The 21,573-nt window shown below is 61.2% G+C and carries 18 protein-coding genes and 1 pseudogene; 12 read left to right on the plus strand and 7 right to left on the minus strand.

The genetic code is table 11. From position 1 onward, the window contains the following. Positions 1–195: 195 nt before the first annotated feature. From M0D67_RS02595 to M0D67_RS02610, 4 genes are all read right to left on the minus strand, one after another. The gene (locus M0D67_RS02595; protein ID WP_266237139.1) at positions 196–3,309 is read right to left on the minus strand and encodes an efflux RND transporter permease subunit; all 3,114 of its coding nucleotides are present in this window, start codon (positions 3,307–3,309) and stop codon (positions 196–198) included. Further along, a complete protein-coding gene (locus M0D67_RS02600; RefSeq protein WP_171925434.1) occupies positions 3,306–4,517 on the minus strand; it encodes an efflux RND transporter periplasmic adaptor subunit in 1,212 nt (403 codons plus the stop codon). The genes M0D67_RS02595 and M0D67_RS02600 overlap by 4 nt, the downstream gene beginning before the upstream one ends. Then, a complete protein-coding gene (locus M0D67_RS02605) occupies positions 4,514–5,983 on the minus strand; it encodes an efflux transporter outer membrane subunit (RefSeq protein ID WP_171925433.1) in 1,470 nt (489 codons plus the stop codon). The genes M0D67_RS02600 and M0D67_RS02605 overlap by 4 nt, the downstream gene beginning before the upstream one ends. A gap of 139 nt (positions 5,984–6,122) precedes the next feature. Continuing rightward, entirely contained in the window at positions 6,123–6,800 is a 678-nt protein-coding gene (locus M0D67_RS02610; RefSeq protein WP_154562644.1) for a response regulator transcription factor, read from the minus strand. Positions 6,801–6,961: 161 nt separating this feature from the next. Here M0D67_RS02610 and M0D67_RS02615 point away from each other — a divergent pair, with 161 nt between their 5' ends. The 5 genes and pseudogenes from M0D67_RS02615 to M0D67_RS02635 all read left to right on the plus strand — a co-directional run. Beyond that, a complete protein-coding gene (locus M0D67_RS02615) occupies positions 6,962–7,645 on the plus strand; it encodes a response regulator transcription factor (RefSeq protein WP_093633662.1) in 684 nt (227 codons plus the stop codon). Beyond that, a complete protein-coding gene (locus M0D67_RS02620) occupies positions 7,632–8,987 on the plus strand; it encodes a HAMP domain-containing sensor histidine kinase (RefSeq protein ID WP_171925432.1) in 1,356 nt (451 codons plus the stop codon). Before M0D67_RS02615 ends, M0D67_RS02620 begins: the two co-directional genes overlap by 14 nt. A gap of 235 nt (positions 8,988–9,222) precedes the next feature. Further along, positions 9,223–9,948 (plus strand): VacJ family lipoprotein, encoded by a 726-nt coding sequence (locus M0D67_RS02625; RefSeq protein WP_171925431.1) that lies wholly within the window; start codon positions 9,223–9,225, stop codon positions 9,946–9,948. Between the two features lie 106 nt (positions 9,949–10,054). Further along, complete coding sequence (locus tag M0D67_RS02630) at positions 10,055–10,396, plus strand: hypothetical protein (RefSeq protein WP_266237142.1); 342 nt, start codon at positions 10,055–10,057, stop codon at positions 10,394–10,396. 110 nt (positions 10,397–10,506) lie between these two features. Continuing rightward, positions 10,507–10,980, plus strand: a pseudogene (locus tag M0D67_RS02635) (lipid A biosynthesis lauroyl acyltransferase); the annotation flags it as partial. Between the two features lie 85 nt (positions 10,981–11,065). Here the strand turns inward: M0D67_RS02635 and M0D67_RS02640 are convergent. Then, entirely contained in the window at positions 11,066–11,794 is a 729-nt protein-coding gene (locus M0D67_RS02640; RefSeq protein WP_171925428.1) for a cysteine hydrolase family protein, read from the minus strand. Positions 11,795–12,478: 684 nt separating this feature from the next. On the opposite strand from M0D67_RS02640, the gene M0D67_RS02645 reads away from it, so the two are divergent. The 7 genes from M0D67_RS02645 (at position 12,479) to M0D67_RS02675 (ending at position 19,103) form a co-directional block, all read left to right on the plus strand. After that, positions 12,479–13,258, plus strand: a complete 780-nt coding sequence (locus tag M0D67_RS02645) for an acetoacetate decarboxylase (RefSeq protein WP_171925427.1) — start codon at positions 12,479–12,481, stop codon at positions 13,256–13,258. A gap of 15 nt (positions 13,259–13,273) precedes the next feature. Continuing rightward, positions 13,274–14,056, plus strand: coding sequence for a 3-hydroxybutyrate dehydrogenase (locus M0D67_RS02650; RefSeq protein WP_171925426.1), 783 nt, complete (start codon positions 13,274–13,276; stop codon positions 14,054–14,056). A gap of 10 nt (positions 14,057–14,066) precedes the next feature. Further along, positions 14,067–15,338: a patatin-like phospholipase family protein gene (locus tag M0D67_RS02655; RefSeq protein WP_171925425.1), complete on the plus strand. Its 1,272-nt coding sequence runs from the start codon at positions 14,067–14,069 to the stop codon at positions 15,336–15,338. Positions 15,339–15,628: 290 nt separating this feature from the next. Continuing rightward, a complete protein-coding gene (locus M0D67_RS02660; protein WP_266237147.1) occupies positions 15,629–16,084 on the plus strand; it encodes a carboxymuconolactone decarboxylase family protein in 456 nt (151 codons plus the stop codon). A 43-nt stretch (positions 16,085–16,127) separates the two neighbouring features. After that, entirely contained in the window at positions 16,128–17,132 is a 1,005-nt protein-coding gene (locus M0D67_RS02665; RefSeq protein WP_171925423.1) for a DedA family protein/thiosulfate sulfurtransferase GlpE, read from the plus strand. A gap of 255 nt (positions 17,133–17,387) precedes the next feature. Further along, the gene (locus tag M0D67_RS02670) at positions 17,388–18,419 is read left to right on the plus strand and encodes a LysR family transcriptional regulator (RefSeq protein WP_171928981.1); all 1,032 of its coding nucleotides are present in this window, start codon (positions 17,388–17,390) and stop codon (positions 18,417–18,419) included. 168 nt (positions 18,420–18,587) lie between these two features. Further along, on the plus strand, positions 18,588–19,103 hold the full coding sequence (locus tag M0D67_RS02675) for an Ohr family peroxiredoxin (RefSeq protein ID WP_171928982.1): 516 nt from the start codon (positions 18,588–18,590) through the stop codon (positions 19,101–19,103). 178 nt (positions 19,104–19,281) lie between these two features. Here M0D67_RS02675 and M0D67_RS02680 read toward each other — a convergent pair whose 3' ends face one another. Beyond that, on the minus strand, positions 19,282–19,893 hold the full coding sequence (locus M0D67_RS02680) for a YbhB/YbcL family Raf kinase inhibitor-like protein (protein WP_171928983.1): 612 nt from the start codon (positions 19,891–19,893) through the stop codon (positions 19,282–19,284). Positions 19,894–19,924: 31 nt separating this feature from the next. Continuing rightward, complete coding sequence (locus M0D67_RS02685) at positions 19,925–21,475, minus strand: DHA2 family efflux MFS transporter permease subunit (RefSeq protein WP_266237153.1); 1,551 nt, start codon at positions 21,473–21,475, stop codon at positions 19,925–19,927. Positions 21,476–21,573: the final 98 nt, after the last annotated feature.

Consider the following 21,573-nt stretch of genomic DNA (forward strand, 5'->3'; position numbering starts at 1 on the left):
CCTGCTCGCCAAGGAGGCCGCAGCCAAAGTGCACTAACGCACTCAGGAAATTCAGCCGGAGGGTAAGGACCGCCGCGCCGGATCGGCGGCGGTCCCGCAGAATTGGAATGCGTGCCGAGACGACACGCTGAGCAGGGTGAGCGCGCCGGCAGTCAAGCACCGGCCGCTATGCACCGCGTTGCGCGCCGTCGGCGCTCAACCTACCGGTTCACGCTCGAGCATGCCGCCTTTCGCGCGCCGTTTCGCCAGCCAATGGGACAGACGATCGAACCACAGATGCACCACCGGCGTCGTGAAAAGCGTCAGCATCTGCGAAACGATCAGGCCGCCGACAATCCCGATACCCAGCGGGACACGCAATTCCGCCCCCGCGCCGTGGCCGAGCGCGAGCGGCAGGGCGCCAAACAGCGCGGCGAGCGTCGTCATCATGATCGGCCGGAAGCGCAGTACGCACGCCTGACGGATCGCCTCGCGCGGCGATAAGCCTTGCTCACGCTCGGCCACAAGCGCGAAATCGATCATCATGATGGCGTTTTTCTTCACGATACCGATCAGCAGAATGATGCCGATCATCCCCATGATCGAGAGATCCTGGCCGCACAGCATCAGCGCCAGCAACGCGCCCACACCCGCCGAGGGCAGCGTCGAAATAATGGTGAGCGGATGAATCGCGCTCTCGTACAGGATGCCGAGGATCAGATACACCACCACCAGCGCCGCGGCGATCAGATACGGTTCGCTCGCGAGCGACGCCTGAAACGCCTGCGCCGTGCCCTGGAACGAGCCCGTCAAACTGTCGGGTTTGCCTGCGGCGACTTCGGCCTGGTGAATTGCCGTCACTGCGTTACCGAGCGATTGCCCCGGCGCCAGATTGAACGAGATCGTCACAGCCGGGAACAGCCCCTGGTGATTCACCGAAATCGGCGACACGTTGTTTTCGATTGTCGCCAGCGTGTTGAGCGGCACCAGTTCGTTCGTCAGCGGCGAACGAACATAGAGGTGCGCGAGCGCATCGGTGGTCAGCTGGAAGCCCGGATCGACTTCTTCGACAACGTGGTACTGGTTCAACTGTGTGAACAGCGTCGCGATCTGCCTTTGACCGAACGCGTCGTATAGCGTGTCGTCGATGGCTTGAGCAGTAATGCCGAAACGCGAAGCCGTGCTGCGGTCGATCACGAGCGTGGCGCTGGTGGCTGCCGCTTGCTGATCCGAAGTGACGTCGGCGAGTTGCGGGAGCTTCGACAGCTTATCGGTTAGTACGCCCGCCCAATGATTGAGTTCATTGATATCGGGGTCCTGAAGCGTGTACTGATACTGCGCGGCGCTGATACGGCCGCCCACCTGAATATCCTGGCGGACCTGCATCGACAAGGAAATGCCCATCACCTTCGCCAGTTGCGGTTTCAGGCGATTGAGCACCTGCGCGGCGCTGTCCTTGCGCTGACCGAACGCTTTCAGGTTGATCATCACGCGGCCCTGGCTCACGGTGGGATTCGCACCCATCCAGTAGTAGACGTTATCGACGGCTGGATCGGCTTCGATGATATTGCCCAGTTGCTGCATTTTCAAAGACATCGCGCGCGGGGAAATATCCGGTGCAGCCTGCGCGACACCCATGATCAAACCACTGTCTTCCTGCGGGAAGAAGCCCTTCGGGATCACGACGAACAGCGCGATAGTCGCGACGATCGTCGCGATCGTCACGCCAAGCATCAGTTTCGGCCAATTCAACACCCAATCGAGACCTCGCTCGTAACGCCGCTCCACCGCGACAAAGCCTCGTTCGAGCCAGGCTTCAAGCTTGCGCATCCGCCCTGTGTCATCCGGCTCAGGCGAGCGGATCAGCCAGCCGCATAGCATCGGCGTGACGGTCAGCGAGACCAACGCCGACATCAGGATCGCCGCGCTCACTGTCACCGCGAATTCGCGGAACAGGCGTCCGACAATGCCGCCCATCAACAGGATCGGAATGAACACCGCGATCAGCGAGATCGTCATCGAGATAATGGTGAAGCGCACTTCCATCACGCCGAGCAGCGCGGCTTTCATGCGCGGCACGCCTTCCTCGACATGCCGCATTACGTTTTCGATCACGACGATCGCATCGTCCACCACGAAACCCACCGCGATGGTCAACCCCATCAGCGACAGATTGTCGAGGCTATAGCCGAGCAGATACATCACGCCGAACGTAGCGACCAGCGACAAAGGAATCGTCAGGCTCGGAATGATCGTCGCCCACACGTTGCGCAGAAACGAGAAGATGACCATCACGACGAGCGCGACCGTCAGCATCAGCGTGAACTGCACGTCGTGCACCGACGCATTGATGGTTTGCGTGCGATCGCCCACGACATGCAGATGCGCGGCGGCGGGTAGCGTCGCTTCCAGCGCAGGCAGCTTCGCCTTGATGTTGGCAATCGTCTGCACGACGTTGTAGCCAGGCTGCTTGTGAATATCGAGGATGATCGCGCGTTCGTGCTGAAGCCACGCGGCCTGCTGGTTGTCTTCGGCGGCGTTCAGAACGGTGCCGAGATCCGATACGCGAATCGGCGCGCCGTTCTTGTACGCGATCACAAGATCGCGATACTCGGAGGCGGTCGTGATCTGGTCGGTGGCGTTGAAAATCACCGAGCGATCCGGGCCGTTCAGGCTGCCCTTGGGTGCATTCACCGTCTGCACGCCGACGATCGAGCGCACATCTTCCAGCGTGAGGCCGCGCGCGGTGAGCTTGTCGGGATCGAGCTGGATGCGTACGGCAGGCCGCTGCTGGCCGTGAAAATCGACCAGGCCGACGCCGGGCATCTGCGAGATCTGCTGCGCCAGATAGTCTTCGGCGTAGCTGTCGAGTTGCGTGAGCGTGAGCGATGGCGAGGTCAGCGCGAGTGACAGCAAGGTGAAGTCGGCCGGGTTGACCTTTTCATAGGTCGGCGGGTTCGGCAGATTCTTCGGCAAGGTGCCGCCGGCCGCGTTGATCGCCGTCTGCACGTCCTGCGCCGCGCCGTTGATATCGCGCGACAAGTCGAATTGCACCGCGATGTTGGTGGTGCCGAGCGAGCTTGACGACGTCATCTGCGTGATACCCGCGATCAGCGAGAGTTGTCGTTCGAGTGGCGTCGCGACCGAAGTCGCCATGGTCTCCGCACTCGCGCCCGGCAACTTCGCCACGACCTGAATGGTCGGAAAGTCGACTTGTGGCAAGGGCGCGACCGGCAGCAGGAAATACGCCACCGCGCCCGCCAGCAGCACCGCGATAGCAAGAAAACTGGTCGCAATGCGCCGTTTGATGAACAGTTCCATCAGGCTCATGACGGATTGTCCTGGTTAGCCTGACTGCCCGCGGAGTTTGCGTTGGCCGGTGCCTGGGCTACTGTCGGCACCGTGGTGGCCGCCACATGCACGCCTGGGTTCAAGCGGCTTTGTCCATCGAATACAACGAGATCCGCGGGCGCGACACCGCTGCGAATTTCCGTCATTCCGTCGACCGTCACGCCGATTTTCACCGGACGCATCTGCGCCGTGCCATTCGCGTTGATCACGTATAACTGCGTGCCGTTCTGCGTGTTCACCACCGCGCGGCTCGGCACGGCGACCCGCCGCGTATCGGTACGCAACAGCACGCGCGCATTCACCAGCTCGCCCGGCCACAGCTTGCGATCCCTGTTGGTGAAGGAGGCCTTGAGTTTGATCTGACCGGTGGTGGGGTCGACCGTACTATCGATGAACACGAGCGTGCCGTCGGCGAGCGCGGTGCTGCCGGAACGCGTGGTGACGTTCACCGCCAACGGCGCGGCCGCCTGATTGGCGAGCAAGTCGGGGAGCACGTCTTGCGGCACGGAGAACAGCACGGTAATCGGCTCCATTTGCGTGACGGTGACGATACCGGTCGTGTCGGTGGGATGCACGATCGCGCCGATGTCGGCTTCGCGCGCGCCCACACGGCCTGTGAACGGCGCGAAGAGCATGGTGAAGCTCAGTTGCAGGCGATCGCTCTGCACCAGCGCTGCATCTGCAGCGACCGTGGCGGCGAGCGCTTCGACTTGCGCCTTCGCGGTGTCCACGGCCTGGGTGGTCGCCGCGCCAATGCCGACGAGCTTCGAGTAACGCGCGAGATCGAGCCTCGCGTTATCAAGCGAGGCCTGGTCCTTGCGTTGCGCCGCTTCCGCCTGATGCAATTGCGCGGTGAGCGGTCCCTGGTCGAGTTGCGCGAGCAACTGCCCTGCCTTCACATCCTGCCCTTCAGTGAAAGCCACGCGCTGCAACTGGCCGTCCACACGCACTTTGACGTCCACAGTATTGAGTGCGAGGACCGTACCCACTGCGGCCACGCGAATCGGAAAATCGCTGTTCACCGGATGGCCGGCGTTGACCGGCACCGCAGCCGCCGGCTTCACGGCCGGATGCCTCGGCCATAACCACGCGACAAGGATCGCGACAAGGACAACGAACGCCACCACGAGCGGCGCGCGACGGCGCGCCCGGGGCGCCTCGTGGTTCGGAAGGTCGGCAGGTTTCATGAGCGGGAAGGCGTAGAAGTGGAAGCGGCGCTGCTATCGGTCACGCCGAAGCCGCCGCCGAACGCGCGAAACAGGCTCACCGACGCTTGCAGGCGCGCGAGCCGCGCCTGCACCAGTGTGTCTTCGGCTTGATAGAGCGTGCGTTGGGCGTCGAGTACGGTCAGAAAGTCGACGGTGCCGAGCTCGTATTGGGCTTGCGCGAGTGTGGCGGCTTTGCGGGCAGCGTCAGCGGCGGTCTGGTCGGCGGTTTCCGCGAGCTGCTGCTGTTGCGCCGCCGAGAGCGAATCCTCGACGTCCTGCAGCGCAGTCACCACGGCCTGCCGGTAATCGGCGACGCCCTTGGCTTCGGCGGCCTGGGTTGCGTGCAACTGACCGTGCAGCGCGCCGCCGTCGAACAGCGGCGCGGCCAGCGACGTGGCGAGGCTCGCAAACGGACTCGACAGAAAATGCGAAAGGGACTTGCTGCTGAGCCCGCCGTCGGCGGTCAGCACGATGTTCGGCAGAAAGGCCGCGCGCGCCGCGCCGACGCTCTCATTGGCCGACTGCAACTGTGCTTCTTTCGAGCGGATATCGGGGCGCGTTTCCAGCAGGCTGGCCGGCAGATTCGGACGCGGCTGGGGAATGGTGATACCGGCGAGCGCGGTGTCGGTGACCGTAAACTGCTCAGGCGCGGTGCCCACCAGCACGGCGAGCGCATGGATGTTAGTGTCCAGTTGCTGTTGCAGCGCCGGCACCGCCGCCTGGAAGGTGGCGAGCGCATTGCGCTGCTGCTGGACCTGCAGCTCGGTCGCGACGCCCGCCTCCTGTTGCGCGAGCAACAATTGCAGAATGTGCGCGGCATCGTCGGAAATGGACCGTGCGATCGCCAAACGGCGGCGCAGGCTCTGCACCTGGAAATACGTGTCCGCCACCGACGCGGTCAGCGTCAACGCCACCGTATCGCGATCGAACTCGGACGCGCGCGCGAGCAGGTCCGCCGCGCTGGCGTTGGCGGCGTTGAAGCCCCAGAAGTCGACTTCGTAACTGGCTTCGGCAAACAGGCTCTGGGTCTTGGTGGTCGAGCCACGCCCCTGGTGAGCGCGGTCGAAGGTGGCGCCGACCGAGAGCGACGGATACTGCGGCGCGCCGGCTTTCTCGGCGTTGCCGCGCGCCTGCTCTACGCTCGCGATGGCGGACGCCAGCGTGAAGTTGTTTTGCAGACTGCGATCGACCAGCGCATCGAGCGCGGGGTCGTGATATTCGCGCCACCAGCCGCTCTTTACAGGAACGGTATCGGCGAGCGAAGCATTCGCCGCGCCGTCGAAGCGCTGCGCGAGCGGCGCAACCGGCCGCTGATAGGCCGGCACGAGCGAGCACCCGGCCAGAACCGCGACGCCGAGTGCGCATGCGGCAGCACGCAGGGCCCGACGAGGCGCACGAGGACTGACGACGCGCGAAAACGGCGCCGGACGGGACAGCCCTGACATTGGAGAACACTCCCGCAACATGGCAATGTCGCTAGAGTAGTCAGCGGGTCCTGTCGGCGCTTTCGCCCAATAATGAAAAAAATTTAATGCGCCGCAACACGCCGTCGGAGCGCGTATCCATGTCGCCGCAAAGCACCTGCTAAGGTGCCGGGTTCAGCACATAACCCGCACCCACCACGGTATGAATCAGCGCCACCGGAAAATCGCGATCCACCTTCGCCCGCAAGCGATGCATGTGCATATCAATGATATTGCCGCGCGGTTCGAAATCGTAATTCCACGCTGCCTCGAGCAGCATGCTGCGCGTGACGACCTGCCCTTCGCGTCGCGCCAGACATTCGAGCAACAGGAATTCGCGGTGCTGCAGGCGTAGATCGCGGCCGCCGCGCGTCGCGGTTCGCGCCCGCGTGTCGAGCATCAGATCCGCGCATTCGAGCCTCTCGCTCATCCTGCTGCGATCCGCGCGCCGTGCAAGCGCCTCGATTCTCGCCAGCACTTCGACGAAGGCATACGGCTTCACAAGATAGTCGTCGCAACCGGCGCGGATGCCCTCCACGCGCTCGTTCAGCCCGCCGACCGCGGATAGCATCAGCACCGGCGTGGTATCGCCGCCTGCCCGCAATTGCTGCACGAGGGCGATGCCATCGAGCGCCGGCAAAAGCCGATCAGTCACAATCACGTCGTAGATGCCCTCGCGCGCGTACGCGAGCCCGGTCGCACCGTCGGCCACCGCGTCGACAATGAGACCGCTCTCGCTCAACCCGCGCGCCAGAAAATGGCTGGCGCGCGTATCGTCTTCGATCAGAAGGACTCGCATGCGCTAATCAAGGCAATGAGGACTTACATTAAAATTTTTTCATGTTGGCGCGAAACGCCTGTGCGGCTTCACGCGGCATACTGCGGACATCGCAGGTACGAGCGTAGTGTAAACGGCGCGGTTCGCGCAGGCTCGACACGCGCTCACTTCTGGAAAAAGGCATGTCGAATGTATTGGTCGTCGAGGACGACGAGCAAACCCTCGCGGAGATCGTTGAAGCGCTCACCGATCACGGCTGCAAGGTGCAGGCCGCGAGCACGGGCCGTGACGGTTTGATGCTCGCGGTCGCCAACAGTTATGACGCCATCGTGCTCGATCGCATGTTGCCGGGTGGCCTCGAAGGGCTCGGCATGCTGGCGGCGTTGCGCAGCGCCGGCGTGGTCACGCCGGTATTGATTCTGAGCGCCCTGTCCGCGGTCGACGAACGCGTGCGCGGCTTGCGCGCCGGCGGCGACGACTATCTGACCAAGCCGTTCGAATTCATCGAGCTGACCGCACGGCTCGACGCGCTGATGCGCCGGCGCGAAGCGGCACCCGGTGTGCAGGAATATCAGGTCGGCCCATTGCGTCTCGACCCGCTCAAGCGCGAAGTGAGCTGCGCCGGCCGTCCGGTGTCGCTCTTGCCGCGCGAATACCGGCTGCTCGAATACCTGATGCAGCATGAGGGCCAGGTGGTGAGCCGCACCATGCTGTTCGAGGCGGTGTGGGATTACCGGCTCGACGAGCGGACCAATGTGATCGACGTGCATATCAGCCGCCTGAGAAAGAAGCTCGACCCGGACGGGACGGCTCCGATGATCGATACTGTGCGCGGTTCGGGGTACATGCTCCATGCGCCTGACTGACCTGCACCGCACCACCGGTTTTCGCCTCGCCACGCTGTTCCTGATGCTGTTCGGCGTGATCGCGATACTGTTGTTCGGCTACCTGTACCGCGAGATCACCGGCTTCGAACAGGAACGTATCGACGACTGGCTGATGCGCGAGCACGCACAGTTGACACGCGAAGAGCCGGATGAACTGGTCGCGCGATTCGAACATCAAAACCAGTTCGATCCGCGCCACCAGCGCCCGTTCGGTCTGTTCGACGCTGCAGGAAAACATCTTGCCGGCGGCTACGCGGGCGATCAACCGGCTATCCCCGTGTTCGACCAGCCGTTTTCCATGCGGCTCGCGAAGCTGCCCGGCCACCCGCCCGGCCGATGCATTGCCGCGCGCGTGCCGGATAGCCGCATCGCATTGCAATGCCAGAACACCCGCGAACTCGACCACTTCGACGAAGAACTGCTGCACGCGCTGCTTTCCACCGCCATGATCACACTCGTGATCGGCCTGGTCGGAGCGGGTCTGATCGGCATTTCGGCCATGCGGCGGCTCGACGCGGTGACCGCCTCGATCGAAGAAATCGTCGCCGGCAATCTCAGCAGGCGTTTGCCGATGTCTTCGAAACGGGACGACGTGGATCGGTTGGTAGGCGTCGTGAACGGCATGCTCGACGAAATCGAACGGCTCATGAACGAAGTCAAGGGTGTGTGCGATGCGATCGCGCACGATCTGCGCACACCGCTCACCCGGATGCTCGGCGGACTCGAACGTGCGCAGCGGCGCGCCAAAACCGATGCGGAGTATCGCGCGGCGATCGATGAAACCATCATCGAGACCAGCGGGCTGCTGCGCACCTTCAACGCGCTGCTGCGCATTTCGGAAATCGAAAGCGGCGTGCGCCGTGCAGGTTTCGCAACGGTCGATCTGGCTGCCGTCGCCGACGACGTCTTCGAATTCTACGATCCGACTGCCGAAGACAAGCAAATCGCCTTCGAATTGCAGCGAACGGTATCGGGGCCGCTTGAGATCCAGGGCGATCCGAATCTGCTATTCGAGGCACTAGCGAATCTGGTGGAAAACGCCATCAAGTTCGCACCGCACGGCGGCCATGTGCGGATCACGGTGTTCCGCGACAAGACCGGCGCAGGCATCACCGTTTCGGACGACGGGCCAGGTATCGCGCCCGCCGAACAGCAAGCGGTGCTACGGCGCTTTTATCGCGGTGAAGCGAGCCGCCACACGCCCGGCAGCGGGCTCGGCCTGAGCCTTGTGCTGGCGGTAGCGGGCATGCACGGCATGTCGATCCGTTTCAAGGACACGACGCCCGGATGTGAAATCCTGTTGTACAAACCGACCGAGTAGTGTCGCGTGCACAGTGCGTGCGCCCGGCGTCAAGACTCACTGATCCGGAAGCCGTCTGCTTCGATCGGAACGATTCGTGCGGTGCTAGCGGTAAGGGACCGCAATGTAATCGCCAGGCGGCCAGTAAGTGGCCGGTAAGTGTTCCCGTCGCACTATCGCATCGACTGTCCTTCGCCACGGCCGAAGCGCTGCATGGCTAGTACCTCTTTATCATTTTTGTACCGGGAGTCCCCCGATGAAAAGGCGCGATCTGAATACTCTGGCGCTCGCCGTCACGGTGCTTCTTTCATCGGGATGCGCTACGGGGCCCGGGCGCACCGCAGGCGACCCGCTTGAACCGATGAACCGAACCATCTACTCGTTCAACGACAAGGTCGACAGATACGCGGTCAAACCAGTAGCAACCGCCTACCAGAAGGTGACGCCGACGCCAGTACAGACGGCAGTCCGGAATTTCTTTTCCAATCTCGGCGATATCGGCAACTTTGCCAATGACCTGCTGCAACTGAAAGCGACAGACGCGAGCGAGGATGTAGTGCGCTTTGCGTTCAACTCCACCTTGGGGATTGGCGGCCTGATCGACTGGGCGACGCCTGCGGGCTTGCCCAAGCACCATCAGGATTTCGGCCTGACGCTTGCGCACTATGGCGTACCGATTGGCCCATATCTGGTGATGCCGTTGTTCGGCCCGAGCAGCGTGCGGGATGTCAGCGACGTCGCGGCAGGCGTTCTGCTCAACCCGTTCGCGGCCGCACCAGTTGCCGTTCAGGTGTCGGTGACCGGCACTCGTATTGTCAGCAAACGCGCCGATCTTCTAAGCGCCTCGGACCTGCTTTCACAGGCCGCGATCGATCCCTATTCGTTCACTCGCGACCTCTACCTGCAGAGGCGCCACATGCTCTCGACGAGATCCGCCGACGCCGACAAGTTGCCGGACTACCCAGATCCCTCACCTCAATAGCGGCATGGCCGAAGCATGACAGTCTGCGCAGCTCACCGTTAAGTGTCTGGTAAGCCATGCGCGTCCAGTATGAAGGCCGACTTCATCCGACTGTGGGAGCGTGTCCATGAAAGCCAGTACTGTGACCGCACTGCGCGCCAACCTCGTGCTCTTTTCGGTTTCGACAGTTATCGCGATCGTCCCGTGCGTCAGTCTCGCATCGCTGCTCGGCCTGCTCGACGACGGCACGCCTACATTGCCTTACCAGGGCAGCATTTTTCTGCTCGGCGCCGTGATCATGCTGGCGCTGCGCTGGCGTGCGCGGCAAGCGTTCGACGCAGCGAGGCTCGCGCATAAGGTTCAACTGATCGGGAAGCACGATCTCGTAGCATCGATTGCCGATGACTGCCCGTTTGCGTGGCTGGTCCAGTTGCACCTCGAACTGCGTGGTCATCAATGTATCCACTGACAACAGGTGTAAGCATGAAAAGTCTCGGTTATTGGCTGCTGCTCGGTTTGCTGCGGCTACTGTCGGTTCTGCCGCACGCGCTAGTTGCACGAGCCGGCAACGCGCTTGGCGCCGCGCTGTACACGCGCATGTCGAACACGCGTGTCTGCGAGCTCGCACGGCGTCAACGGGGACGGTTCGGAGCAGATATGATTGAACGCAGCGCAAGTGCGAAACAAGTTGTCCGGCTGCTGCGCTCAGGCGTTCCCGTGATGCTGGCGGCGGACATGGACCACGGAACAACGGGTTCGGTGTTCGCGCCGCTCTTCGGTGTGCCGGCCTGCACGCTCACGTCCGTGTCACGCCTCGCCAGGTTGGGCGGTGCACGCGTCGTGCCCTTTGTGACCGAGGTATTGCCCGCATTTCGCGGCTATAAGCTGACGATCTTCGATTCGCTCGAAAACTTTCCCACGGACAGCGAAGCGCTTGACGCATGCACGATGAACGCGTTTCTTGAGAGGCAAATCCTGCGCCTTCCCGACCAGTACTACTGGGTCCACAGACGCTTCAAACACCGCCCGGCAGGTATGCCCGCAGTCTACTGAAATCTTTCTTGCGACAGCGGCGGTGAAGAAAAATGGTGGCCAAGTTGTTCGCCCTGGGTGCCGCATTTGCGGACACGGTTATCAGCTACATGCGTCCCTTCTCGGCCAACGTCCTGACGAGGTCATCCGCAGTGGGCACAATCTTGCCGAAGTAAAGCCCGAAGTTAGACAGCGCAGCATCATGCATGGCCGGATCGCAATCGGCGCACGCGTCTGAAACCAGCGCGCAGCCGAAACCCCGGTCAGCAGCATCCCGTGCTGTCGTCTCGACGCAGCAACTCGTCACCACCCCAGTGAATACCAGATTTTTGATCCCCATACGATCCAGGACGTTCTGAATTTCACTACCGTTAAACGCACCTTGCGTGGTCTTGCGAATCACAGTCTCTCCATCCAGAGGAGCGACCTCCTCGCGGAACGCATAGTCCGGATTTCCCGTCCACCATAAGTCCTCGATGCCACTGGCCCTTTCCAGCATGCCCGACCATTCGCGAAACCGTATCGGGCAATCACGCATATCTCGATACGCCGACCCAATTGCAAGGTGAATGACCGGTCTTCCCATTCGACGAAAGGCATCGAGCAACGTGCGAATTGCAGGAATGGTCGTGCGCTCAAGCCTTTCGAGGTAGTAATGCATCGAACCGGGTTCTATCGCTTCGCATGCCTTGACCCAGCCACGGTCGGCTGCGGCGTCGCTGTACTGAACGTCGACCACGACTAGCGCCGTGGCGGTGCAATCCGTGAAGTCGATGTCTGGAATCGTCGATGCCAGGCTTTCAAACGCCACCTGCGCAGGAATTGACTCATGCATGTCGGGGTCCTCGATTCAGATTGAACGTATCGCCCTCTCACGACGGCGGTACGCATTCAAGTCGTCCATGCGGGACACTTGATCGTGGCTGCCATTGTGCATATATCAGATAACACGCGCATGCGTTAAAGCGACGGCCAGATACGTTGCAGCGACACCTGCATCGGTCGACCCTGGTGATCGACGCAACCAACTGAATTCCGCATGTTCGCCCCTGCGAGATATGCCGGAACAAAAACCCTCGAAGCATTGCTGCATCAAGGGTTGACGGAATTTCCGGGAATCGGCTGGAATACAACTTGGTACCGGGGACCGGACTCGAATACTGCCGCGTCATCCTTCACCAACAGGCATCTGCGGCTCTACGCGGAAAAACATACCACCAGAAATACCACCAAGCGCCACACGCTGTGTACCTGCCCTCCTGCCGTTGATTGTTGTCGCAGAGACAACACGGTGAGCTCCTTTGCAGAGCTACTGCCGCAAGACGACCACGCTTACGCTTTGTCCTGACGGTAACGACACACGCTGCCTGATGCAAGCCGTGAAACACAACACTGTAAAAGAAACGTGCAAACGCGCACAGCAAGTCTTCACTGCCTTGCGCGCCCACGTCATTGGCCGCGGCAGCAAAAGCTGTTGCGATGCGTGTTACGCAGCACCTCACCAACCGAGGAACGATCCGTGACAGAAGAAGATATCCGCAACAACGCATTTGCGATGCCCGTACACAATCCGGCGTATCCGCGTCCGCCCTTCCGCTTCGTCAATCGGGAGTACTTCATCATTTCATACGAAACGGACATTGATGCTCTTAAGGCCGTCGTTCCGGAACCGCTGACGGTCGACAACGCAATCGTTCACTACGAATTCATCCGCATGCCCGATTCGTCGGGGTTCGGCGACTACACGGAAAGCGGCCAGGTGATCTCGGTGCTGGATGAGGACGGCAATCGCGCCAACTTCACCCACGCGATGTATCTGGACGACGAAGGCCCGATCGCAGGCGGACGCGAAATCTGGGGCTTTCCCAAGAAGCTGGCTTCACCGAAGCTCTGCGTCGATGGCAAGGACACGCTGCTCGGCACGCTCGACTACGGAACGCAGCGCATCGCCACCGGAACGATGGGCTACAAGTATCGCGCGCTCGAGACGGCGGCCGAGCGCCGCAAGCTCGCGGACACGCCCAACTATCTGCTCAAGGTCATTCCGCACGTCGATGGCTCGGTACGCATTTGCGAACTGGTGCGCTTCTTCCTGCGTGACGTCGATGTGATCGGCGCGTGGGAGGGTCCTGCAGCGCTCGAGCTGCATCCGCACGCGCTCGCATCGGTTGCCGATCTGCCGGTTCGCAAGGTGATCGGCGCACGTCACATCATTGCAAATCTCACGCTCGACGTCGGCGAAGTGGTCTATGACTATCTCGCCCCTGCCGAGTCGTTGAAACTCGCAGTCAACCAGTAAGCTCTCGGAGGACGTATGGCATTGAATGATAAGGTCGCGCTCGTTACGGGTGCAGCAAGCGGTATCGGCGAGCAGTGTGCACGTAAGCTCGCGTCAGACGGCGCGACGGTCGTGATCGCGGATCTGAATCTCGCGAACGCTCAAAAGGTCGCTGAAGGTATCGTTGCTAACGGCGGTAAAGCAATCGCTGTTGCAATGGACGTAACCAGCGAAGAAGCGGTCAATGCGGGTGTCGCCGAAACGTTGAGCCGGCTGGGCGGCATCGACGTGCTCGTATCGAATGCAGGCATCCAGATCGTCAACCGGATCGAGGACTACGCATTTTCCGACTGGAAGAAGATGCTGGCCATTCACCTCGATGGCGCGTTCCTGACGACCAAGGCTGCCATCAGGCATATGTACGCGTCGAACAAAGGTGGCGCTGTGATCTACATGGGCTCGGTGCACTCGCACGAGGCGTCGCAGCTCAAATCGGCGTATGTGACCGCGAAGCACGGGCTGCTCGGTCTCGCTCGGGTTGTCGCGAAAGAAGGCGGACCGCGTGGCGTGCGCGCCAATGTCGTGTGTCCGGGCTTCGTCAGAACCCCGCTGGTCGACAAGCAGATCCCCGAGCAGGCGAAGGCCTTGGGAATCTCCGAGCAGCAGGTTGTGAAGGACGTAATGTTGAAGGAGACGGTCGACGGCGAATTCACGTCGCTAGCCGATGTCGCGAACACGGTTGCATTCCTCGCCGGCTTCGAGTCGAGCGCGCTCACCGGACAATCGATTGTGGTCAGCCACGGCTGGTTCATGCAGTAAGGAGACAACCATGTATCCGAGCCAGCGCAACAAGCTGCAGCAGCCCCATCGCATCAAGCTCCCCGCATATGACGAAATCGGACTCGTGCTGCAGGGTGGCGGCGCCCTGGGCTCATATCAGGCCGGCGTGTATGAAGGTATGGCCGAAGTCGGCGTGGAACCGACGCGAATATCCGGAGTATCCATTGGTGCGCTGAATACGGCGATCATCGCCGGCAATGCGCCTGCGGACCGGGTGGAAGCGCTTCGCGGCTTCTGGAACACGATCAGTCAGCCGGCAGATTTCTTCTCACATATCGGTGCGCGCATTCCAGCATGGCCGGGGTTTGAAAATATGGGGCGCAGGTGGTCGAGCGCATGGGCCGCGACGCGCACGCTGATGGAAGGTCAGGACGGGTTCTTCTCCCCGCGCACGCCTATGCCTCTTGCAGGGCTCGGCAGGAAACGTCCAGACCAGGTCAGCTATTACGACACGTCGGCGTTGCGTGAAACGCTTTTGCGGTACGCAAACTTTGATCGCATCAATGACGGGAATATTCGCGTATCCGTTGGGGCGGTCAACGTGCGAACAGGCAATCTCGTCTACTTCGACAATTCGACAATGCGTCTGGCACCGGAGCATTTCATCGCATCCGGCGCGCTGCCACCGGGCTTTCCAGCCGTCGAGATTAATGGAGAGTTCTACTGGGACGGCGGGCTGGTTTCCAACACGCCACTTACCGAGATCATCAAGGAAAGCCAGCATAAGGACACACTCGTTTTCCAGATCGATCTGTGGAGCTCGCGAGGCAAGCTGCCAGGCGACTTCCTCGACGTCAGCGAGCGCACCAAGGACATTCAATATTCAAGCCGTACGCGAGCGATCACCGCGTTCATGTCGCAGAACCAGAAACACGCGCAGATGATCAAGGCGCTGCTCGAACACATTCCCGAAAAATTGCGGCTTGCGCACCCGTTGTTGCGGGAGGCGCAGAAAACAGCGGACGGCAGTGCGGTGAATGTCGTGCACCTGATCTACAAGAACAAATCGTTCGAGGGGCACTACAAGGACTATGAATTCAGCAAGGATACGATGCGCGAGCATTGGGCGAGCGGCCTCGAGGATATTCGCCGTTCGTTCGGACACCCCGAGTGGTTCGATATCCCGAGCCGCGAAATCGGCTTCGTCACGCGGGACGTGCACCGCTATCGACAGGAGGTCAACGAAATCGCCGGGCTGGGCAAGGACGCTTTGCCGCCATTGAAACGCTCGCTGGAGGAAGAACTGTCTGGCGCAAAGTAGCGCGTATCGACTCCCTCCCTCGGTAGCTCTATTTCCGCTGATCAGGCAAAAATGAACCAGACATCCCTGCCTCGATTGCGCCATGACGCGACTTCATGGCAAACAGACTCCCTCCCTCGGTAGCTCTATTTCCGCTGATCAGGCAAAAATGAACCAGACATNNATCCCTGCCTCGATTGCGCCATGACGCGACTTCATGGCAAACCAGAACGAAGACGGTCCGGTCATGTGGCGAGCGCGGCATCGGGGCGTATGCATCCTGGGAGTCGTATCAGGGCTTCAGCCGTCTGATGCAGGGCGCGGCGGCGTCGCCAAATACCCCGTGTTTTGATGCGACCAACACGCTTGACGAAAGCCTGATCGCGCTTCTCGATCTGCGCGCCTCACAAATCAATGGCTGTTTGTTGTGCGTTCAACACCATCTTTGCCGTGCCCGTAAGGCAGGGGTGCCAGCGGCGAAAGCCGAGAACATCGGCGCATGGCGCTGCGCCGGTGTGTTTTCTCCGTGTGAGAAAGCTGTACTTTCCTGGGCCGAACATCTTGCGGCCATGGCCCGGCAGTCTGTTCATGACGCAGTGTGGCCGAGCTTGCAAGGCTACTTCAGTGACATGCAGATCGCCGCATTGTTTATGTACTGGCGTTGCAGCGAGTTGTGGTCGGGCGATGGCGTTCTTCGTTCCTGCACCGTCAATATGCCGGTCACTATGGGGCGAGCGTTAGGCAGCCCGGTTCAGGCGGAGCGATGAACGATCCTCAAGACGGGTACGTGCAGGCCACAAGGAGAGCACCATGTTGTCCCATGAATTGATCGCGCGGTACGGAATGTTAGTCGTGTTCCTGAATGTGCTTGGTTCTTCGCTTGGCCTGCCGTTGCCTGTCTTACCGACATTGATCACCGTTGGAGCAGGCACCGCGCTCGCCATACACGTTGCGTCATCGACGTTGTTGCATTTAGCGACAATGCTAGGCTCCGCTGTGATTGGCGGTGTGCTGGGCGACCTGATCTGGTTTCAGGGTGGCAAGCGATACGGCGAACGCACGCTCCATACCGTTTGCAAACTGTCGCTTTCGCGCGAGACGTGCGTCAGGAAGACGGAGCGCTTCTTTGGGCGCTGGGGAGTCCGCGTGCTGGTCGTTGCGCGCTTCGTACCTGGCTTGTCGCTCGTTGCCGTGCCCCTGTGCGGCGCAATGGCCGTCAGGTTGCGCTCCTTTGTCTTGCATGATTGCGCGGGCGTTGCGCTGTGGGCATCGGTTGGGCTGGCTATCGGTACACTATTCGCGTCGCAGATCGACGTGGTTTTCGTGCTTATCTCTCATCTTGGCTGGCAGGCGTTGATCGTGATCGGCATCGCACTGGTGCTTTACGTGTTGTATCGATACTGCCGGAGAATCATGCTGGCAAAAGCGCTCGAGAAGGCGCGGATCAGTGTGGGCGAATTGCATGCATTGCTCGCGAACAACCCGCGGCCAATCCTGTTCGATATCCGCTCCGCCGAGCGGAGAATGCTCGATCCGTTTGTCATTCCAGGCGCCGTATTTGCCGATGAACGGAAACTGCCGCAGATCGTGGAACGCTATGGGGCGAACCGGACGCTCGTCATCTATTGTTCATGTCCAAACGAAGTCTCTGCGGCGTGGATGGCCAAGCGGTTGCGACTGGCCGGCGTCAAGCTTGCATTGCCGCTTACTGGCGGTATCGATGCGTGGCGTGTGGCGGGCTTCGACGTCGAGCCGATAGTAGCGATGAACGACGCTGCAATCAGTGGAGAAGAGAGAAAACTTTTCGCGCATTAATTACAGTCGTGTCTACAAAGCGCCAGGGCGGCCCACGAGAGGCGCCCTGACCTGTACCGGAGTCTAATCCGACGCTTCGACGCCACAAGAATCCACGGGCGACCGCTTCCAGCCATCTCCGGCCCATTGACCAATCGAGAACTTCGGCCAATCCTCGTACCGGGGAACTAACGCCGTGAGCACGCCCACACATCCATCGCAAAAAAAAACGGCGCACGATGTCACAAATAACAGTGCTGATACGTCTGGCCTAGCATGGACTCCCCGAACCGCGCTCCCATCTCAGCTTTCCCATCACGCTCCCCCGCCGCCAGCGCCGACGATCCGTTTGCAAGCAGATTTGCGACCAGTTACGCTGGCGTCGTTTCCTTTCTGGCCGTTGCCAGCGAAGGCAGCTTTGCCCGCGCGGGCGATCGCCTCGGCATCGGTCGCTCCTCGGTTAGCCGCAACGTGCAGAAACTCGAGGCCCAGCTCGACACGCGTCTCTTCCTGCGCACGACTCGCAGTACGTCGCTGACGCGCGAGGGCGAACTCTTCTATGAGAACTGTCAGCCGGGTATGGAGCGCATCGCCCAGGCGCTGGAAGACATGCGGGAGCTGCGCAACGGGCCGCCGCGCGGCCATCTGCTCATCGGCTCGACGCCTGGCTTCGGCCGCAAGATTGTCGCGCCGCTGCTGCGAGGCTTTCACACGCAATATCCCGAGATAGCCCTGGAACTGTTGCTGAACGATCGCCCCGCCGACGCCGACTTCACTGCCGATCGCGTCGACGTGTCGTTTCGCGATGGACGCATGGAGGACAGCGGAATCGTAGCGCGGCAGTTGATTCCGATGCAGATGATCGTCTGTGCATCGCCCGCTTATGCGCGGATTCACGGCTTGCCACGCCATGTCGGTGAACTGGCGAATCATCGCTGCATCAACTTCCGGTCGGCGTCCGGCCGCGTCAGGGCGTGGGAATTCAAGGTCGACGGTCTCGCACAGCGGCACCAGCCTGCCGCGCTACACACGTTCAACGACGCGGATCTGATCTTGCAGGCGGTGCTCGATGGGCTGGGCATCGCGCAGTTGCCGGCCTATCAGGTTTGCGATCTGATCGGCAACGGGAAACTCCTCCCTTGCCTCGTGCAGCATGCACCCGAAGACGGCGGCCACTACCTCTGCTATCTGAGCCGCAAGCATCTTCCGGCCCGGATCCGTGTGTTCATCGACTACATGACCGAGCAGACCAGAGCACTCGATCTGCAGTGTCTGACGACGATGACGACGTTATCGGTGGTCGAATGATGACGCTCCGAACGACGCTGCGTTGACTGATGTTTCTGATGCAACACAGCGGGTCCCTCGGCGGCCCTACCACATGACGTAGCGCACGCCTAAGATGCTTCCTGTACAGACGGCACGCGAATCGCGGCCAGTCCGGTAAAACACTGTCAAGCACATACGAGGCGCGCCATGACAACATTGCGTCCACCGCCGCTGACATTGCTCGAGAAGTATTACGGGCAAGATGCGCAAACGCTGTATTCAACCACCGTCACCGTAACAGGCGGCGACGCAGGACACGGACGCGCGTCGGGCATTGCCCGTTCCGATGACGGACAGCTCGCAGTCGACCTGCGAATACCGGAGGCACTGGGCGGCCCTGGCGGCGGCACGAATCCGGAGCAGCTATTCGCGGCGGGCTACGCGGCCTGCTTTCATGGCGCGCTGAGTCTGCTTGCAGCGCGGTCGGGCATTCCGATTCCCGGCGCCTCCGTGGGCGTCACGGTCGACTTCGGCCGCGACCCGATCGATGGTTTGTTCAAGTTGACGGCGCACACCCGCGTCCGTTTGCCAGGTATCGAGCGCGCGGTCGCCGAGGAACTGGTGCGCAACACGGAACGCTTTTGTCCTTACACCAAGATGGCACGACACGGAATTGAGAACGTCGTCGCGCTTGCGCCGTCGGACGATGACAGCAACTCATAACGCGACGCGCTTGACGCCTTGAGGAAACCTGAACATGAGCAAAATCGGCTCTGTCGCAGTCAGGCGGTCCGCTGCGATGAGCGAACCGACATGAACGACTGAAACTCTCCTTTCCGACTGCGCATGACGCGCCCGCGAGAGGCGCTCCGCCGTCACCGCAACGGGGCACGGTCGTACGTTACCGGCCGTAGTAGGCAGCAAAAGACGCCTTGCCGAGTACCTTGTCGCCCAACGCCTTGTCCAGTGCAAAGCCATGCAGGGCGGCGGTACCCGTCTTCGGAATGCCCGCTGCGGCGTAGAAGTCGTCGACCGACAACGCATACAGCGTAAAGATATACCGGTGGGGCTTGTCGCCCACCGGCGGACAGGGGCCACCATAGTTACCGTTGCTTCCAACCGCGCCTGTGTCCTGGAAGTCGTTCATACCGGGATTGGCGCCGACGGGCAAACGGGATGGATCGTTGCCGGCACCTCGCGGCAGTTGTGTAACGGCTGCGGGAATGTTGTAGACCGTCCAGTGCCACCAACCGCTACCGCTCGGTGCATCCGGATCGTATACCTGCAGTGCGAACGACCGCGTCCCAGCCGGCGCATTTTTCCAGACAAGTGCGGGCGACACGTTTCCACCAGTACAACCGAACGCGTTGAGCACGAATTTGTTATCGATCTTGCCGCCAGGAGCAATGTCGGGGCTCGAGAGCTTGAAGTCGGTCGGCGGCTGCGCAACGGCCGACGCAGCCAGAAGAATGGACAGACTTGTGGCGGACAAAAGGCGGCAAAGTAGCTTCATTGAAATCCTCGCGTATGTGAAGTGGTCTTACTCAGTGAGCACCCGCCGCCCCGCCGCCGCCCTTGCCGGGCTTGGTGAGCCAGACCAGCGGAATGATCACAATGAAGATCATTGACGAGAGCCAGAAAATATCGTTCAGCGCGAGCATCGCAGCCTGCGCATTCAGCGAGTGTTCGAAAAACGCCACGGCCTGATCCATGCCGCCGCCGAGCGTCGCGTGGAGGTTCGCGATGGCGCTCATATAGTCAGGGTTGTTCACGCTTGACTGTTCGGCGAGTTGCGCATGATGCAGGATCGTACGGTCGTTCCAGCCCGTCGAGATCAACGACGTGCCCACGCCGCCCGCGAACACGCGCACGAAGTTGGACAGGCCGGCGGCCGCCGGAATCTTGTCGGGTGACAGCCCAGACAGGACGATTGCGGTAAGCGGCGTAAAAAAGAGCGCCATCGGAATGCCTTGCAGCAGCGTCGGCAACACCAGGGTATAAGGGTCGACGCCCGTCGTGTAGTGCGAGCGCATGAAAAACACGCCTGCAAAGCCGAGGAAGGCCAGCGTCGCGAGTACCCGTGCATCGGACTTCGGCATGATCTTCGCCATCACGGGTGCAAGCAGCACGGCGAAAATCCCGAGCGGCGCGGTCACGAGACCCGCATCCACCGAACGATAACCGAGATAACCCTGGATCCACTGCGGCAAGATAACGAGGTTCGAGAAAAACACCGCGTAAGCGACCGAGATCGCGATCGTGCCGCCGCGGAAATTGCGTCCCGCGAAGAGGCGAAGATCGACAATCGGGTTCTTCTCCGTGAACTCCCAGATCAGGAAGAACAGGAAGCTGATCGCCGCGACGACCGCAAGAATGCAGATCACGGGCGAGCTGAACCAGTCGAGATCCTTGCCCTTGTCGAGCATGATTTGCAGTGACGCGACCCACACGACGAGGGACATCAGGCCAACCTTGTCGATGGGCAGTTTGTGCGCCGGCGTCTCGCGGTCGCGGTAGATCATCCACGTCACGGCTGCGGCAAACAGGCCTACTGGAATGTTGATGTAGAAGATCCACGACCAACTGTAGCTGTCGGTGATCCAGCCGCCCAGCGCAGGACCTGCGATCGGCCCGACCGTCGCCGTCATCGCCCACAGCGACAGCGCCGTCGAGCTTTTTTCCTTCGGATACGAGCTAAGCAGAATGGCCTGCGAAAGGGGAATCAGCGGGCCCGCGACGGCGCCCTGCAGTACACGCGCAGCGAGTAGCACGATCAGATTCGGCGCGACGCCGCACAGCCACGACGAGAACACGAACAGCACGATCGCAGCCACGAACAGCTTGATCTGGCCGACGCGCTGCGTGAGCCAGCCCGTCAGCGGAATCGCGACGGCATTGGCCGCCGAGAATAGCGTGATCACCCAGGTGCCTTCGTCGACGGATACGCCGAGGTTGCCCGAGATGGTTGGAATCGCAACGTTGGCAATGGATGAATCGAGCACGTTCATGAACGTCGCGAGCGCGACGGCGATTGTCGCGAGAACCAGCTTTCCGCCTGTCAACGGAGGCGGTGCAAGTTGCATTGGGGAATTCATCTCGCTTCCAGTCTGAAGTTTTCGACAGGTCCGGCGCATTGATCCGGCCTGTCAGACTATTGAATGAACCAGGACGCGACTGCGCTGCGCGCCCCGGG

Origin of the sequence: Paraburkholderia sp. SECH4 (assembly GCF_030511745.1) — a bacterium.
In the GTDB taxonomy this organism is placed as follows: domain Bacteria; phylum Pseudomonadota; class Gammaproteobacteria; order Burkholderiales; family Burkholderiaceae; genus Paraburkholderia; species Paraburkholderia madseniana.

Excerpts from the sequence above, each read along its gene's own strand:
- M0D67_RS02595 (WP_266237139.1), bottom strand. The coding sequence starts at position 3,309 with ATGAGCCTGATGGAACTGTTCATCAAACGGCGCATTGCGACCAGTTTT.
- M0D67_RS02600 (WP_171925434.1), bottom strand. The coding sequence starts at position 4,517 with ATGAAACCTGCCGACCTTCCGAACCACGAGGCGCCCCGGGCGCGCCGT.
- M0D67_RS02605 (WP_171925433.1), bottom strand. The coding sequence starts at position 5,983 with ATGTCAGGGCTGTCCCGTCCGGCGCCGTTTTCGCGCGTCGTCAGTCCT.
- M0D67_RS02610 (WP_154562644.1), bottom strand. The coding sequence starts at position 6,800 with ATGCGAGTCCTTCTGATCGAAGACGATACGCGCGCCAGCCATTTTCTG.
- M0D67_RS02615 (WP_093633662.1), top strand. The coding sequence starts at position 6,962 with ATGTCGAATGTATTGGTCGTCGAGGACGACGAGCAAACCCTCGCGGAG.
- M0D67_RS02620 (WP_171925432.1), top strand. The coding sequence starts at position 7,632 with ATGCGCCTGACTGACCTGCACCGCACCACCGGTTTTCGCCTCGCCACG.
- M0D67_RS02625 (WP_171925431.1), top strand. The coding sequence starts at position 9,223 with ATGAAAAGGCGCGATCTGAATACTCTGGCGCTCGCCGTCACGGTGCTT.
- M0D67_RS02630 (WP_266237142.1), top strand. The coding sequence starts at position 10,055 with ATGAAAGCCAGTACTGTGACCGCACTGCGCGCCAACCTCGTGCTCTTT.
- M0D67_RS02640 (WP_171925428.1), bottom strand. The coding sequence starts at position 11,794 with ATGCATGAGTCAATTCCTGCGCAGGTGGCGTTTGAAAGCCTGGCATCG.
- M0D67_RS02650 (WP_171925426.1), top strand. The coding sequence starts at position 13,274 with ATGGCATTGAATGATAAGGTCGCGCTCGTTACGGGTGCAGCAAGCGGT.
- M0D67_RS02655 (WP_171925425.1), top strand. The coding sequence starts at position 14,067 with ATGTATCCGAGCCAGCGCAACAAGCTGCAGCAGCCCCATCGCATCAAG.
- M0D67_RS02660 (WP_266237147.1), top strand. The coding sequence starts at position 15,629 with ATGCAGGGCGCGGCGGCGTCGCCAAATACCCCGTGTTTTGATGCGACC.
- M0D67_RS02665 (WP_171925423.1), top strand. The coding sequence starts at position 16,128 with ATGTTGTCCCATGAATTGATCGCGCGGTACGGAATGTTAGTCGTGTTC.
- M0D67_RS02670 (WP_171928981.1), top strand. The coding sequence starts at position 17,388 with ATGGACTCCCCGAACCGCGCTCCCATCTCAGCTTTCCCATCACGCTCC.
- M0D67_RS02675 (WP_171928982.1), top strand. The coding sequence starts at position 18,588 with ATGACAACATTGCGTCCACCGCCGCTGACATTGCTCGAGAAGTATTAC.
- M0D67_RS02680 (WP_171928983.1), bottom strand. The coding sequence starts at position 19,893 with ATGAAGCTACTTTGCCGCCTTTTGTCCGCCACAAGTCTGTCCATTCTT.
- M0D67_RS02685 (WP_266237153.1), bottom strand. The coding sequence starts at position 21,475 with ATGAATTCCCCAATGCAACTTGCACCGCCTCCGTTGACAGGCGGAAAG.